The following is a 13199-nucleotide window of genomic DNA, read 5'->3' on the forward strand; positions in this document are numbered from 1 at the left end:
CATGATGGTCCGGTGAGCGCCGAGGACCTCGAGAACTACGAGACCGACATGGAGCTCGCGCTCTACCGCGAGTACCGCGACGTGGTCGGCCTGTTCGCGTACGTCGTGGAGACCGAGCGGCGGTTCTACCTCGCCAACCAGGTCGACCTGCAGGTGCGGTCCGCCGCGGGCGAGGTCTACTTCGAGCTGCGGCTGGGCGACGCCTGGGTGTGGGACGTGTACCGGTCGGCGCGCTTCGTGAAGTCGGTGCGGGTCGTCACCTTCAAGGACGTCAACGTCGAGGAGCTCGCCAAGGCCGAGCTGGACCTGTCCGGCGGGAGCGCGTTCCGCGGCTGACGGGACCACCGTCCCGGCACGAGGTCCGAGCCGGCGGCGTCCGGCAGCGGCCGCACCCCCGGCCCTGTGACGGGCCCGGCCGTCCACACCGCGCACCGCGACGCCCGCACGCCCGGCGGGCTCCGACCCACGCTGTGGGCGGAGGTGGTCACGTGCGGGCGAAGGACGCAGTGGGGCGCTACGGCGAGAACGTCGCGACGCGGTTCGTGCAGGACGCCGGGTGGCAGGTCCTGGACCGCAACTGGCGCGGGACCGGCGGCGAGCTCGACATCGTCGCGCTCGACGGCACGGCGCTGGTCACCGTCGAGGTCAAGACCCGCCGTGGCGTCGGGTTCGGGCACCCGGCCGAGGCGGTCACCGATCGCAAGGTCGCCCGGCTGCGGCGGCTGACCGCGCAGTGGGTCGCGACGCACGAGGTGCGGCCGCGCTCGATCCGCATCGACGTGATCGCCGTCCTGGTGCCGCGCAGCGGTGCGGCCCAGGTCGAGCACCTGGTCGGGATCCTGTGACGGGGCTCGGACGGACCCTCGCGGTCAGCCTGCTGGGGATGTCCGGCCATCTCGTCGAGGTCGAGGCCCACCTGGCCGCGTCCGTGCCGGGCTTCACCCTGGTGGGCCTGCCGGACACCGCCCTGGCCGAGTCGCGGGACCGGGTGCGGGCCGCGGTGACCTCGTCGGGTCTGGGCTGGCCGCAGCGGCGCATCACGGTGAACCTCTCCCCGGCGTCCCTGCCCAAGGCGGGATCGGGGTTCGACCTCGCGATCGCGGTCGCGATGCTCGCCGGTGCCGGGGTGCTCGACCCCGCGCGGGCCGCCCCGGTCGTCCACCTCGGCGAGCTCGGCCTCGACGGTCGGCTGCGGGCGGTCCGGGGTGTGCTCCCGGCGGTCGCCGCCGCCGTCGCCACCGGCCACGTCCGGGTGGTGGTCCCGGCGGCCAACGCGGCCGAGGCCCGGCTGGTACCCGGCGCGCAGGTCCTCGCCGCCGAGAACCTGGCCGAGGTCGCCTGGCGGCTCGGCGCCGACATCCCCGAGCCGGCCGCCGTCGTGCCCACGCTCGCGCCCGCCGTCCCGGCGCCGCGGGCGGCGCCGCCGGACCTGAGCGACGTGCTCGGCCAGCACGAGGCGCGCGCCGCGCTGGAGGTCGCCGCGGCGGGTGGGCACCACCTGCTCATGGTGGGACCACCCGGTGCCGGCAAGACCATGCTCGCGGCGCGGCTGCCGGGCCTGCTGCCCGACCTCGACGAGGAGGAGGCCGTGGAGGTGACCGCGGTGCACTCCGTCGCGGGCACGTTCGACCCGGCCGGCGGGCTGCTGCGCCGCCCACCCTTCGAGGACCCGCACCACACGGCGACGGCGGCCGCCGTGATCGGCGGCGGGTCCGGCGTGCCGCGACCCGGGGCCGCGTCACGCGCGCACCGCGGGGTGCTGTTCATGGACGAGGCCCCCGAGTTCTCCCCGGGCGTGCTGCAGACCCTGCGGCAGCCGCTCGAGCACGGCGAGCTCGTCATCCAGCGCGCGGGCGGGTCCGCGCGCTACCCCGCCCGGTTCCAGCTCGTCCTGGCCGCCAACCCGTGCCCGTGCGGCAAGGCCGTCGGCAAGGGGCTGGACTGCGTGTGCCCGCCGATCACCCGGCGCCGGTACTGGTCGCGGCTGTCCGGCCCGTTGCTCGACCGGGTGGACCTCCAGGTCGAGGTGCACGCCGCCTCACGGGCCCAGCTGGACGGTGCGCCGCAGGGCGAGAGCACGGCGGCCGTGGCGGCCCGGGTGCTCGCGGCGCGTCGCCGCCAGGCGGACCGGCTCGCCGGCACGCCGTGGCGCACCAACGCCGAGGTCCCCGGCCACTGGATGCGTGCCGCCCTGCGCGGTGACCCGTCGCTGTTCACCGAGCTCGACCGGGCGCTGGACCGCGGTGTGCTGAGCCTGCGCGGCGTCGACCGGGTGCTCCGCGTCGCCTGGACGCTCGCGGACCTGGCCGGCCGCGCGGCTCCCGGGCGCGCCGACATCGGGCAGGGGCTTCTGCTGCGCACCCGTGGGCAGGCGGGAGCATGAGCGCGGCGCCCGCGGCTGCGTCCTGGCTGCACGACGAGCGATGCGCTCGCGCGGCGTGGAGCAGGCTCGCCGAGCCCGGCGACACCGCGGCCGGCACCCTGATCGGGCTGCTGGGCGCCGGCGACGCGCTGGCGTGGGTCGCGGACGTCGTCGCGGACGGCGTCGCGGGCAACGGCGTCGCGGGCAACGGCGTCGCGGGCGGTGGCGGGACACGGGCAGCGGCGCACGGCCGTGCGCCGTACCCCGGGGCCGCGACCGCGGTGCCCGACCTGCCCGGTCGGCATCTCGCCCCTCTGGCCAGCAGGTGCGGCCCGCTGGACGCGGCTGCCCGACGCCGGCTGGCCGCCGCGGTGGTGCGGTGGGCGGTGCGCTGGCCGGGCCTGGACCCGCGCCGGGACCTGGACGCCCTGGACGCGTTGGGCGGCACCCTCCTGCACCCGGGCGTGCCCGCCTGGCCGACCGGTGTCGACGACCTCGGCCCGGCCGCGCCGCCGTGCCTGTGGGTCCGGGGGAACGGACAGCTCGGGTCGCTGGTGCACCGCTCCGTCGCCCTGGTGGGCGCCCGGGCGTCGACCGCGTACGGCGACCACGTCGCCACCGAGCTCGCCGTCGGGCTGGCCGACCGTCGCTTCACGGTCGTCTCGGGCGGCGCCTACGGGATCGACGCCGCGGCCCACCGGGGGTCGGTCGTGGCCCGTGCACCGACGGTCGTGCTGCTCGCCGGAGGGGTCGACCGTCCGTACCCGGCCGGCAACGCGGGGCTCCTGAGAGCGGTGGTCGGGGCCGGCGGCGCGGTGGTGAGCGAGGTGCCGCCCGGAAGCGTCCCGAGCCGCACCCGGTTCCTGCTGCGCAACCGGCTGATCGCGGCCGCGAGCCGCGCCACGGTCGTGGTGGAGGCCGCGTGGCGATCGGGAGCGCTCAGCACCGCGGGCCATGCCGTCACCATGCTGCGTCCGGTCGGCGCGGTGCCCGGCCCGGTGACGTCGATGGCGTCCGCGGGGTGCCACCGGCTGCTGCGCGACGGCTCGGCGGTGTGCGTGACGGACGCCGCCGAGGTCGCGGAGCTCGCGGGGGAGCTGGGCGCGGACCTCGCGCCGCCACGCCCGGGACCCAGCGCGGACGTCGACGGCCTGGGGGCCGAGGCCCGCCGTGTCCTCGACGCGCTGCCCGTCACCCGACCGGCACCCGTGGCGTCGGTCGCCCGTGCGGCGGGTCTGGGCGAGCACGACGTGCGGGGTGCGCTGGGTCTGCTCGAGCTGGAGGGGCTGGCGACGCGCGAGGCGGGTGGGTGGCGTCGCGTGCGCCGCGCGGCAGGGGGCGGGCCCTGAGCGGCTCGGCGCCGGGCGGGGCCCGCCGACGAGTCTTCCCGGCGGGGGCGCCGCCGCTCGGCGAGGGGTCGGTGGGGCCCGGGCGGCGGGCCGGTTCGACCGCGTGGTGGTCGCGACGTACGGTGACGTTCGTCACGACGGGCGTCACACACGGGGGACGGGGGATGCAGATGCGCCGAGCGGCGCAGGCAGCTGGTGCCCCGGCGACCCATGCGGCGGTGGACGTCCCCGTGGGCCCGTCGGCGAACCTCTCCGTGGGCGAGTCGGGGGAGCGACCGGCGGGCACCCCTGCGGGTGGGCCGGGGGAGCGACGGGCAGGCGCCGCCGCGAGGCCGTCCGAGGACCCCCCCGGGGACGCGCCGTCGGCCGGGCACGCCACGGGGCCGACGACCGGACCGGCCGTCGACGCGCCGAGCGCCCACGGGGACAGCCTCGACGCGTTCGCCGGGCACCTCGCCCTGCAGCGCGGGCTGTCGGCGCACACCGTCCGGGCCTACGTGGGGGACGTGGGCCACCTGCTGCAGTTCGCCGCGGCGCACGGCCGTCGGGGCGTCGACGACGTCGACCTGCCGATGCTGCGGGAGTGGCTCGCGGCGATGGTCGCCGCCGACCTCAGCCGGGCGACGCTGGCCCGGCGGGCCGCAGCGGTCCGGGCGTTCTTCGCCTGGGCGCTGCGCACCGGCCGGGTCACCCACGACCCGGCCCTGCGCCTGGCCTCCGCCCGGATCCCGGCCGCCCTGCCCACCGTGCTCGACGTCGAGCCGGTCGCCCGGATGCTCGAGGTCGCCCGGGTCCGCGCCGACGACGGCGACCCCCTGCACCTGCGCGACTGGTCGGCGCTGGAGCTGCTGTACGCGACCGGGGCCCGGGTGGGCGAGGTGGCCGGCGCCGACGTGGACGACGCCGACCTGGTGCAGCGGACACTGCGGGTGATGGGCAAGGGGGGCAAGGAGCGGGTGGTGCCGTTCGGCGTCCCGGCGGCCCGGGCGCTCGCCGCCTGGCTGGGCACGGGCCGCCCGGCGCTCGCGGTCGACGGCTCCGGGTCGGCGCTCTACCTCGGCCGGCGGGGCCGGCGGGTGGACCAGCGCCAGCTGCGCGAGGCCTCGCACGCCGTGGCACGGCTGGCCGGCGTGACCGACGTCGCGCCGCACGCGCTGCGGCACAGCGCGGCGACCCATCTCCTCGGCGGCGGGTCCGACCTGCGCAGCGTGCAGGAGGTGCTCGGTCACGCCAGCCTGGCGACCACCCAGCGCTACACGCACGTGTCCGCCGACCGGCTGCGCGACTCGTTCCGCCAGGCGCACCCTCGCGCATGAGCACCACGGAAAGACCGCACGGCCCAGGTGGTGGCGCCCCCGCGTCCGCTGCGCCCTCCCACCCGCCGTCGGTCGGCGGACCCGCGCAGGGTGGGACCGGGCTGCCCGAACCACGCCCACCGCAGCACACGATCGTGTTCGAGGACGACGAGATCGTCGCGGACGTGGTCGCCGAGGTGGAGGCGGTCATCGAGCACGTCGACGACGACCTCGACGTCGACCTGGACCTGTCCGTCTCGCCCGTGGCGGACCTGATCAGCACCACGTGGGACGTCTACAAGCGCACCGGGGACCGCTCCCAGCGTGACCGGCTGATCCTGCACTACGCGCCGCTGGTGACGGCGGTCGCCGGTCGCGTCGGCATGCGGCTGCCGAGCAGCGTGGAGCACGCCGACCTGGTGTCGTCCGGCATGTTCGGCCTCATCGACGCCATCGAGAAGTACGAGCCGGGTCGAGCGGTCCGGTTCCAGACCTACGCCGGCGCCCGGATCCGCGGCGCCATCATCGACGAGCTGCGCTCCACCGACTGGATCCCGCGCTCCGTGCGGAGCAAGGCCCGCGCCGTCGACCGGGCGTACGCGGAGCTCGAGGCCGAGCTGCGCCGGACGCCGACCGAGGGCGAGGTCGCGGGCCGGCTGGGCATGGGCACCGGTGAGCTGCGGTCGGTGTTCGCGCAGATCGCGACCGTCAACGTCGCCGCACTCGACGAGCTGCTCGGCGGGGAGCGGGGGGACTCGCTCTCCCTCGGCGACACCCTGCAGGACGAGCGCACCCCGGATCCGGCCGGCTCGTTCGAGACGCGGGAGACCAAGCACCTGCTGGCCCGGGCGATCGAGCAGCTCGGCGAGCGGGAGAAGATCGTGCTCGTCCTGTACTACTACGAGAACATGACCCTCGGCGAGATCGGCCGGGTGCTCGGGGTCACCGAGTCGCGCATCTCCCAGCTGCACAGCACCGCCATGCTCCGGCTGCGCGCCACCCTCGCAGCCTCCGAGCGCGACTGACCGGCTGACGTGCTGCACGTCCCGCGCCCCGGACGCCGAGGCCGCGCCGTCCCGCCCGTCAGCGCTCGGGCAGCAGCACGATCGGCCCACGGCCGGTCACCCACCGCATCGGGTCGAGGTACGACTCGCCTCGCCGCAGACCCCAGTGCAGGCACGTGGCCGGCGCGCAGTGCCCCGCGGCCTGGCTCACCGAGCCCACCACCTGACCCTGCACGACCCGTTGGCCGAGCCCCACGCTCCAGCGCACCGGCTCGAGGCTGGACCGCAGGCCGTCGTCGTGGGTCACCGTGACCACCCCGCGGTCCACGACCGTCCCGGCGAAGGTGACGACCCCGCCCTGCGGTGCCCGGACCGTCTGCCCCGGGTCGGCTGCCAGGTCCACGCCCCGGTGGCCGGCGGCCCACGGCTGCGGCGGACCGTCGAAGTCGCGCACCACCACGAGCGGTGCGTCGAGCGGGGGCGCGTATGCGCGGGCAGGAACGGCGCCCGGTGCCCCCGGAAGGCTGCCGTCGTCCGCCGATCCCGCACCCTCGGGCGTCGTCGCGCCTCGCGCAGCGACGACGCCGCCCGGCGGTGCGCCGGACCTGGGCCCGGCCACCAGGCCGACCGCGCTCACCGAGACGCCCACCGCCACCGCCGCCACGACCGCTGCTGCCCGCATCACGACGCCCACCGTCCGCCGCGGCGAGGCCGGTCCGGGACCTCGGGCCGCGGACCCTGTGGACGCGGGCGGACGTCACGGTGCCGGAGGTCGGCCGGGCAGCGGGACGACCGCGGGGGTCGGGTACAGTGGGGGACGCGACCGGCCTGCGCCGGTCGACTTCGCGCGCCCTTCTCCTGTCGCAGCATCCCCGGACCGGTGTCCGAGGAGCGACGGGACGCCGCGCTGACAGCGGTCCGGCCCCGTGCCGGCGTCAGCACGGATGGGCGCCAGGGGCGCCGACCACCCGGCCGGCGCCGACAACCGAGATGCGGGTCCGCCGGACCCGCCTGCACTGTGTGCGCACGCCACTGCGTGCGCCGAGAGGACGTGCCATGGCCGTCGTGACCATGCGCCAGCTGCTCGAGAGCGGTGTCCACTTCGGGCACCAGACCCGTCGCTGGAACCCCAAGATGAAGCGCTTCATCTTCACCGAGCGCAACGGCATCTACATCGTCGACCTGCAGCAGTCGCTGTCGTACATCGACAACGCGTACAACTTCGTCAAGGAGACGGTCGCCCACGGCGGCACCATCCTCTTCGTCGGCACGAAGAAGCAGGCGCAGGAGCCGGTCGCCGAGCAGGCCGCCCGCGTCGGCATGCCGTACGTGAACCAGCGCTGGCTCGGTGGGATGCTCACCAACTTCACCACGGTCAACAAGCGGCTCCAGCGTCTCAAGGAGCTCGAGCAGATCGACTTCGACGACGTCGCGGGCTCCTCCTTCACCAAGAAGGAGCTGCTGATCATGCGGCGCGAGCGTGACAAGCTCGCCAAGACCCTGGGCGGCATCCGCGACATGGGCCGCGTGCCCTCCGCCGTGTGGATCGTCGACACGAACAAGGAGCACCTCGCCGTCGACGAGGCGCGCAAGCTCAACATCCCGATCGTCGCGATCCTCGACACGAACTGCGACCCGGACGTCGTCGACTACAAGATCCCGGGCAACGACGACGCGATCCGCGCCGTCACCCTGCTGACCCGGGTGATCGCCGACGCCGTCGCCGAGGGCCTCATGCAGCGTCACTCCGGCAAGTCCGCCGGTGCGGACGCCGCTGCGGAGCCGCTCGCCGAGTGGGAGCGCGAGCTGCTCGCCGGCTCCGAGGCCGAGCTGTCCTCGCCGTCCGCCGTCGAGGCGCCGGTCGACACCAACCCGGGCACCGACTCCGCCGAGTCCGTCGTCAACGCCACCCAGACCCCGGAGCCGGCGGTCGTCGACGACCTGACCGAGACCCAGCCCGGCCAGCCGGGTCCGGCCGAGGTCGCCACCACCCCGGGTCAGGACGCGGCCCCCGCCGTCGACGCCGCGGCCGCCGCCGCGGAGCCGGAGATCGCCGCCGCGCAGAGCACGGACGCCCCCGAGCAGGCCTGAGACACCGCCTGCCCAACTCATCTGACGACGTAAGGACACGGACCTATGGCGAACTACACCGCCGCTGACATCAAGGCGCTCCGCGAGCGCACCGGTGCCGGGATGCTCGACGTCAAGAAGGCGCTCGACGAGGCCGAGGGCGACTCCGCCAAGGCGCTGGAGATCATCCGCGTCAAGGGCCTCAAGGGCGTGAGCAAGCGCGAGGGCCGTGCGGCCTCCGACGGCCTCGTCGCCGCCGACGTCTCGGCGTCCGGCGACGGCCAGGTCGGCGTCCTGGTGGAGATCAACTCCGAGACCGACTTCGTGGCCAAGAACGACACGTTCCTGGCGCTGGCGGACAAGGTCCTGGGCGCAGCCGTCGCGACGGGCGCGGCCGACGCCGCCGAGCTCGCCGCCGCCGCGGTCGACGGCGGCACGCTGCAGTCGGTCGTGGACGAGACCGCCGCGACGCTCGGCGAGAAGATCGTCGTGCGCCGGGTGGCCCGCGTCACCGGCGAGAACGTCGCGACGTACCTGCACAAGGTGAACAAGGACCTGCCCCCGCAGGTCGGGGTCCTCGTCGCCTCGGACGCCAAGGCGGCCGGCGTGGCCAAGGACATCGCGATGCACATCGCGGCGTACTCCCCGACCTACCTCACGCGCGAGGACGTCCCCGCCGACGTCGTCGCCTCGGAGCGTCACATCGCCGAGGAGACCTCCCGCAACGAGGGCAAGCCGGAGGCCGCGCTGCCGAAGATCATCGAGGGTCGCCTCAACGGCTTCTTCAAGGAGAACGTGCTCGTCGAGCAGGCCTTCGCGAAGGACCCGAAGAAGACGGTCGGCCAGGTGCTGACCGAGGCCGGCGGCACGGTGACCGGGTTCGCCCGGTTCCGCGTCGGCGCCTGACCCAGCACTGACGCAGGTGGCCCCGGTCCGGCAGGACCGGGGCCACCTGCGCAGGCGGGCACGTCCAGCAGCACACCGCAGCACCGCGCCTGATCAGCCCCGCGCGTGAGCTGCACCGCACCCACGCAGCACCGCACCCGCAGGACCGGCAACTGGAGGACACGTGACGCACGGGCTCGAGGCAGGGACGGTCGCCCGCACCGGCAGGGTGCGCGGCGTCGACCGCGACGGAGCACGCCGCGTGCTGCTCAAGCTCTCCGGTGAGACGTTCGGCGGTGGCTCGGTGGGCTTGGCGCCCGACGTCGTGCAGCGCGTCGCGGCGGAGATCGCGGTGGCCGTGCGCAGCGGCGTGCAGGTCGCGATCGTCGTCGGCGGCGGCAACTTCTTCCGCGGCGCCGAGCTCTCCCAGCGCGGCCTGGACCGGGCCCGCGCCGACTACATGGGCATGCTGGGCACGGTCATGAACTGCCTGGCCCTGCAGGACTTCCTCGAGCAGGCCGACGTCGACACCCGGGTGCAGACCGCCATCACGATGGGCCAGGTCGCCGAGCCGTACATCCCGCTGCGCGCCATCCGGCACCTGGAGAAGGGCCGCGTCGTCATCTTCGGCGCCGGCGCCGGCATGCCGTACTTCTCGACCGACACGGTCGCCGCGCAGCGCGCCCTGGAGACGCACTGCCAGGAGGTGCTGATGGGCAAGAACGGCGTCGACGGCGTCTACACCGCCGACCCGCGCACCGACCCGAGCGCCGTCCGGCTGGACCACCTCACCTACACCGACGCCCTCGTGCAGGACCTGACCGTCATGGACGCCACGGCGATGAGCCTGTGCCGCGACAACGACGTGACGATGCGGGTGTTCGGCATGAACGAGGCCGGCAACGTCACCCGGGCGCTGCAGGGTGAGAAGATCGGCACGCTCGTCACGTCCGCCTGACGCGGGCCGCGACGGGCACCACCGACGCACACGACCGACGCCCGCGGCCCCGTCCGCGGGCGGCACCACTGACGAAGGAGCACCGGTGATCGACGAGACCCTCTTCGAGGCCGAGGAGAAGATGGACAAGGCGATCGAGGTCGCCAAGGAGGACTTCGCCACGATCCGCACGGGTCGCGCGAACCCGGCGATGTTCTCCAAGATCACCGTGGAGTACTACGGCAGCCCCACGCCGCTGCAGCAGCTGGCCTCCTTCACCACGCCCGAGGCGCGCACCATCCTCATCTCGCCGTTCGACAAGTCGTCCCTGGGGACCATCGAGCGGACCCTGCGCGACTCCGACCTCGGGGTGAACCCGTCCAACGACGGCAACGTCATCCGGATCAACCTGCCGGTGCTGACGCAGGAGCGCCGCAAGGAGTACGTCAAGCTCGCCAAGACCAAGGCGGAGGACGCGCGCATCTCGGTCCGCAACATCCGCCGGCGCGCCAAGGAGGAGCTGGACCGCATCGCCAAGGACGGCGAGGCGGGCGAGGACGAGGTCGCCCGGGCGGAGAAGGAGCTCGAGGCCCTCACCCGCAAGCGGATCGACGCGATCGACACCGTGCTGGCCGCCAAGGAGAGCGAGCTGCTGGCGGTCTGATGACTGAGCTCGCCGCCGACACCGCCGAGAAGGCGCCCCGCGCCGGTCGCAACCTCCCGGTCGCGATCGCCGTGGGCCTCGCGCTGCTCGCGGTGGTGTGGGCGTCCCTGTTCGTGGTCAAGGAGGGCTTCGTCCTCGTCGCGCTGGTCGCGGTGTGCCTGTCGCTGTGGGAGCTCGCGCAGGCGTTCTCACGCCGGGGAATCAACCTGCCGCTGCTGCCGTTGCTGGTGGGTGCAGGGGGCATCCTCGTCTCGGCGTACGTCGCGGGCGAGGAGGCGCTGCTGGTCTCGTTCATGCTCACCGCGGGCGGCGTGGTCGTCTGGCGGGTGATCGACGGGACCGGTGTGTCTGCGCTGCGTGACAGCACCGCCGGCGTCCTCGCCGCGGCCTGGCTGCCGTTCCTCGGCGGCTTCGTGATGCTCATGCTGGCGATGCCCGACGGGGCCCGCCGGGCCCTGCTGTTCGTCCTGCTGGCCGTGGCCAGCGACGTCGGCGGCTACGTCGCCGGCGTGCTGGTGGGGCGCCACCCGCTGGCGCCCTCCGTCAGTCCCAAGAAGACGTGGGAGGGGCTCGGCGGATCCGTCCTGCTGTCCTGCCTCGTCGGGGCGGCAGGGATCACCTGGCTGCTCGGCGGTGACCCGCTGATCGGTGTGGGACTCGGCCTGGCGACCGTCGCCACCGCGACCCTGGGTGATCTCGCGGAGTCCTTGATCAAGCGCGACCTCGAGCTCAAGGACATGGGCAGCCTGCTGCCCGGGCACGGTGGGGTCCTGGACCGGCTGGACTCCATGCTGCTGACCGCTCCGGTCGTGTACCTCGTCCTGCTGGCTGCTCTGCCGGTGGGTGACTGACGGATGGAAGACCTCACGATGACCGCCACCACCCCGACCGTGACCCCGACCTCGACCGGGCCCGACCGAGCCGGTCAGGTCCAGGTGTCGCCGCGCCCGGCGACGCCGATCCCGCTGAACCTCGCCCCGCCGACCACCCGCGGCAAGCGCGGCAAGCCGCCGCGACACTTCGTCGACCTCACGCCGCAGGAGCGGGTCGCGGCGGTGACCGAGCTGGGGGAGAAGCCGTTCCGGGCCAAGCAGCTCGCGACGCACTACTTCACGCACCTGGACCCGAGCCCGGCCGCCATGACGGACCTGCCCGAGGCGAGCCGCGACACGCTCGTCCGAGGGCTGTTCCCGCAGCTGCTCACGCCGGTGCGCACGATGCAGGCCGACGGCGGCACCACGGTCAAGACCCTGTGGCACCTGTTCGACGGCGCCAAGGTCGAGTCCGTGCTGATGCGCTACCCGAACCGCTCGACGCTGTGCGTCTCGAGTCAGGCCGGCTGCGGGATGGCGTGCCCGTTCTGCGCCACCGGTCAGCTCGGGCTGACCCGCAACCTGTCCACCGCCGAGATCGTCGAGCAGGTGCGCTGCGCGGCCAAGGCGCTGGCCGACGGTGACGTGCCCGGCGGTCCCACCCGGCTGTCCAACCTCGTGTTCATGGGCATGGGCGAGCCGCTGGCCAACTACCGGGCCGTCATGGAGACCGTGCGGACCCTGGTGGCCCCGAACCCGGACGGCCTGGGCATGTCGGCGCGCAACATCACCGTCTCCACGGTGGGCCTCGTGCCGGCCATCGAGAAGCTGACCAAGGAGGGCATCCCGGTCACGCTCGCCGTGTCGCTGCACGCCCCCGACGACGAGCTGCGCGACGAGCTGGTGCCGATCAACACGCGCTGGAGCGTCGACGAGACCCTGGACGCCGCACGCCGCTACTTCGACGTCACCGGTCGCCGCGTGTCGATCGAGTACGCGCTGATCAAGGACATGAACGACCACGCGTGGCGGGCCGACCTGCTGGGCGAGAAGCTGGCCGCGCGCGGCAAGGGCTGGGTGCACTGCAACCCGATCCCGCTGAACCCCACGCCGGGCTCCAAGTGGACGGCGAGCGAGCCCGAGGTCGAGGACGAGTTCGTCCGCCGGCTGCGCGCGCACGGCATCCCGACGACGATCCGTGACACCCGGGGCAGCGACATCGACGGGGCGTGCGGCCAGCTCGCCGCGGAGGAGGACCCGTCGGCATGAACCAGGGGATGTTCCGCACGGTGTCGCGGCTGCACGCGGGGTACGACCCCGCCGAGGTCGACACGTTCTTCGACCACGCCCGGCAGGTGTACGAGGGCAGGGTCTCGGACGTGCTCACGGGGCGGGACGTGCGAGGCACCGCCTTCGACCTCGTCCGCGGCGGCTACGTCACCGGTGCGGTCGACGCCGCGCTGGACCGGCTCGAGGCCGCGTTCGCGTCGCGCGCGCGGGAGCAGTACATCGCCGAGCACGGCCAGGCGGCGTGGATGACGCAGCTCGCCGACGGGGCTCGCACCCTCTACGGGCGCCTGACCCGGCCCGGCGGCGAGCGTTTCGCGCCGGCGGGCCGTGGTGAGGCGGCGTACGACCGGGACGACGTCGACGCCCTGTGCCGCCGTCTCGTGGCCTACTTCGACCACGGAGAGCAGCTCAGCGCCCAGGACATCCGGTCCGCCACGTTCGGCCGCCGACGCGGCGCGGCCGGGTACGCCGAGGCGCCGGTGGACGCGTTCCTCGCCCGTGCCGTCGAGGTCCTCATGGGGGTGGAGTGAC

Annotated in this window: 14 protein-coding genes; 13 read left to right on the forward strand and 1 reads right to left on the reverse strand. The window is 74.5% G+C overall.

The window, feature by feature from the left end; genetic code table 11:
- Positions 1–12 precede the first annotated feature (12 nt).
- The 6 genes from Q0840_RS11370 (at position 13) to Q0840_RS11395 (ending at position 6031) form a co-directional block, all read left to right on the forward strand.
- Complete coding sequence (locus Q0840_RS11370; RefSeq protein WP_298459596.1) at positions 13–336, forward strand: DUF2469 domain-containing protein; 324 nt, start codon at positions 13–15, stop codon at positions 334–336.
- Positions 337–488: 152 nt separating this feature from the next.
- A complete protein-coding gene (locus tag Q0840_RS11375; RefSeq protein ID WP_298459597.1) occupies positions 489–845 on the forward strand; it encodes a YraN family protein in 357 nt (118 codons plus the stop codon).
- Positions 842–2383 carry a YifB family Mg chelatase-like AAA ATPase gene (locus tag Q0840_RS11380; RefSeq protein ID WP_298459598.1) on the forward strand — a complete coding sequence of 514 codons (1542 nt, stop codon included), beginning with the start codon at positions 842–844 and terminating at the stop codon, positions 2381–2383. The genes Q0840_RS11375 and Q0840_RS11380 overlap by 4 nt, the downstream gene beginning before the upstream one ends.
- Positions 2380–3711, forward strand: a complete 1332-nt coding sequence (locus Q0840_RS11385) for a DNA-processing protein DprA (RefSeq protein WP_298459599.1) — start codon at positions 2380–2382, stop codon at positions 3709–3711. Before Q0840_RS11380 ends, Q0840_RS11385 begins: the two co-directional genes overlap by 4 nt.
- Before the next feature lie 218 nt (positions 3712–3929).
- Positions 3930–5027 (forward strand): tyrosine-type recombinase/integrase, encoded by a 1098-nt coding sequence (locus Q0840_RS11390; RefSeq protein ID WP_298459600.1) that lies wholly within the window; start codon positions 3930–3932, stop codon positions 5025–5027.
- Between the two features lie 221 nt (positions 5028–5248).
- The gene (locus Q0840_RS11395) at positions 5249–6031 is read left to right on the forward strand and encodes a FliA/WhiG family RNA polymerase sigma factor (RefSeq protein ID WP_298459768.1); all 783 of its coding nucleotides are present in this window, start codon (positions 5249–5251) and stop codon (positions 6029–6031) included.
- A 58-nt stretch (positions 6032–6089) separates the two neighbouring features.
- Here Q0840_RS11395 and Q0840_RS11400 read toward each other — a convergent pair whose 3' ends face one another.
- On the reverse strand, positions 6090–6692 hold the full coding sequence (locus tag Q0840_RS11400) for a M23 family metallopeptidase (protein WP_298459770.1): 603 nt from the start codon (positions 6690–6692) through the stop codon (positions 6090–6092).
- 374 nt (positions 6693–7066) lie between these two features.
- Here Q0840_RS11400 and rpsB point away from each other — a divergent pair, with 374 nt between their 5' ends.
- The 7 genes from rpsB to Q0840_RS11435 all read left to right on the forward strand — a co-directional run bounded on the left by rpsB (position 7067) and on the right by Q0840_RS11435 (position 13198).
- The gene (rpsB, locus tag Q0840_RS11405; protein WP_298459601.1) at positions 7067–8101 is read left to right on the forward strand and encodes a 30S ribosomal protein S2; all 1035 of its coding nucleotides are present in this window, start codon (positions 7067–7069) and stop codon (positions 8099–8101) included.
- 45 nt (positions 8102–8146) lie between these two features.
- Positions 8147–8986: a translation elongation factor Ts gene (gene tsf / locus Q0840_RS11410; protein ID WP_298459602.1), complete on the forward strand. Its 840-nt coding sequence runs from the start codon at positions 8147–8149 to the stop codon at positions 8984–8986.
- Between the two features lie 208 nt (positions 8987–9194).
- Positions 9195–9923, forward strand: a complete 729-nt coding sequence (pyrH, locus tag Q0840_RS11415; RefSeq protein WP_298459772.1) for a UMP kinase — start codon at positions 9195–9197, stop codon at positions 9921–9923.
- An 85-nt stretch (positions 9924–10008) separates the two neighbouring features.
- Complete coding sequence (gene frr, locus Q0840_RS11420) at positions 10009–10566, forward strand: ribosome recycling factor (RefSeq protein ID WP_298459603.1); 558 nt, start codon at positions 10009–10011, stop codon at positions 10564–10566.
- The gene (locus Q0840_RS11425) at positions 10566–11417 is read left to right on the forward strand and encodes a phosphatidate cytidylyltransferase (RefSeq protein ID WP_298459604.1); all 852 of its coding nucleotides are present in this window, start codon (positions 10566–10568) and stop codon (positions 11415–11417) included. The genes frr and Q0840_RS11425 overlap by 1 nt, the downstream gene beginning before the upstream one ends.
- Positions 11418–11435: 18 nt before the next feature.
- Positions 11436–12647, forward strand: a complete 1212-nt coding sequence (gene rlmN / locus Q0840_RS11430; RefSeq protein WP_298459605.1) for a 23S rRNA (adenine(2503)-C(2))-methyltransferase RlmN — start codon at positions 11436–11438, stop codon at positions 12645–12647.
- Positions 12644–13198, forward strand: coding sequence for a DivIVA domain-containing protein (locus Q0840_RS11435; RefSeq protein WP_298459606.1), 555 nt, complete (start codon positions 12644–12646; stop codon positions 13196–13198). The genes rlmN and Q0840_RS11435 overlap by 4 nt, the downstream gene beginning before the upstream one ends.
- Position 13199: the final 1 nt, after the last annotated feature.

Source organism: uncultured Cellulomonas sp. (genome assembly GCF_947494015.1).
Lineage (GTDB): Bacteria > Actinomycetota > Actinomycetes > Actinomycetales > Cellulomonadaceae > Pengzhenrongella.

Coding starts and splice junctions, on each gene's coding strand:
- Q0840_RS11385 (WP_298459599.1), top strand. CDS start 2,380: ATGAGCGCGGCGCCCGCGGCTGCGTCCTGGCTGCACGACGAGCGATGC.
- Q0840_RS11400 (WP_298459770.1), bottom strand. CDS start 6,692: ATGCGGGCAGCAGCGGTCGTGGCGGCGGTGGCGGTGGGCGTCTCGGTG.
- rpsB (WP_298459601.1), top strand. CDS start 7,067: ATGGCCGTCGTGACCATGCGCCAGCTGCTCGAGAGCGGTGTCCACTTC.
- tsf (WP_298459602.1), top strand. CDS start 8,147: ATGGCGAACTACACCGCCGCTGACATCAAGGCGCTCCGCGAGCGCACC.
- Q0840_RS11425 (WP_298459604.1), top strand. CDS start 10,566: ATGACTGAGCTCGCCGCCGACACCGCCGAGAAGGCGCCCCGCGCCGGT.
- rlmN (WP_298459605.1), top strand. CDS start 11,436: ATGACCGCCACCACCCCGACCGTGACCCCGACCTCGACCGGGCCCGAC.
- Q0840_RS11435 (WP_298459606.1), top strand. CDS start 12,644: ATGAACCAGGGGATGTTCCGCACGGTGTCGCGGCTGCACGCGGGGTAC.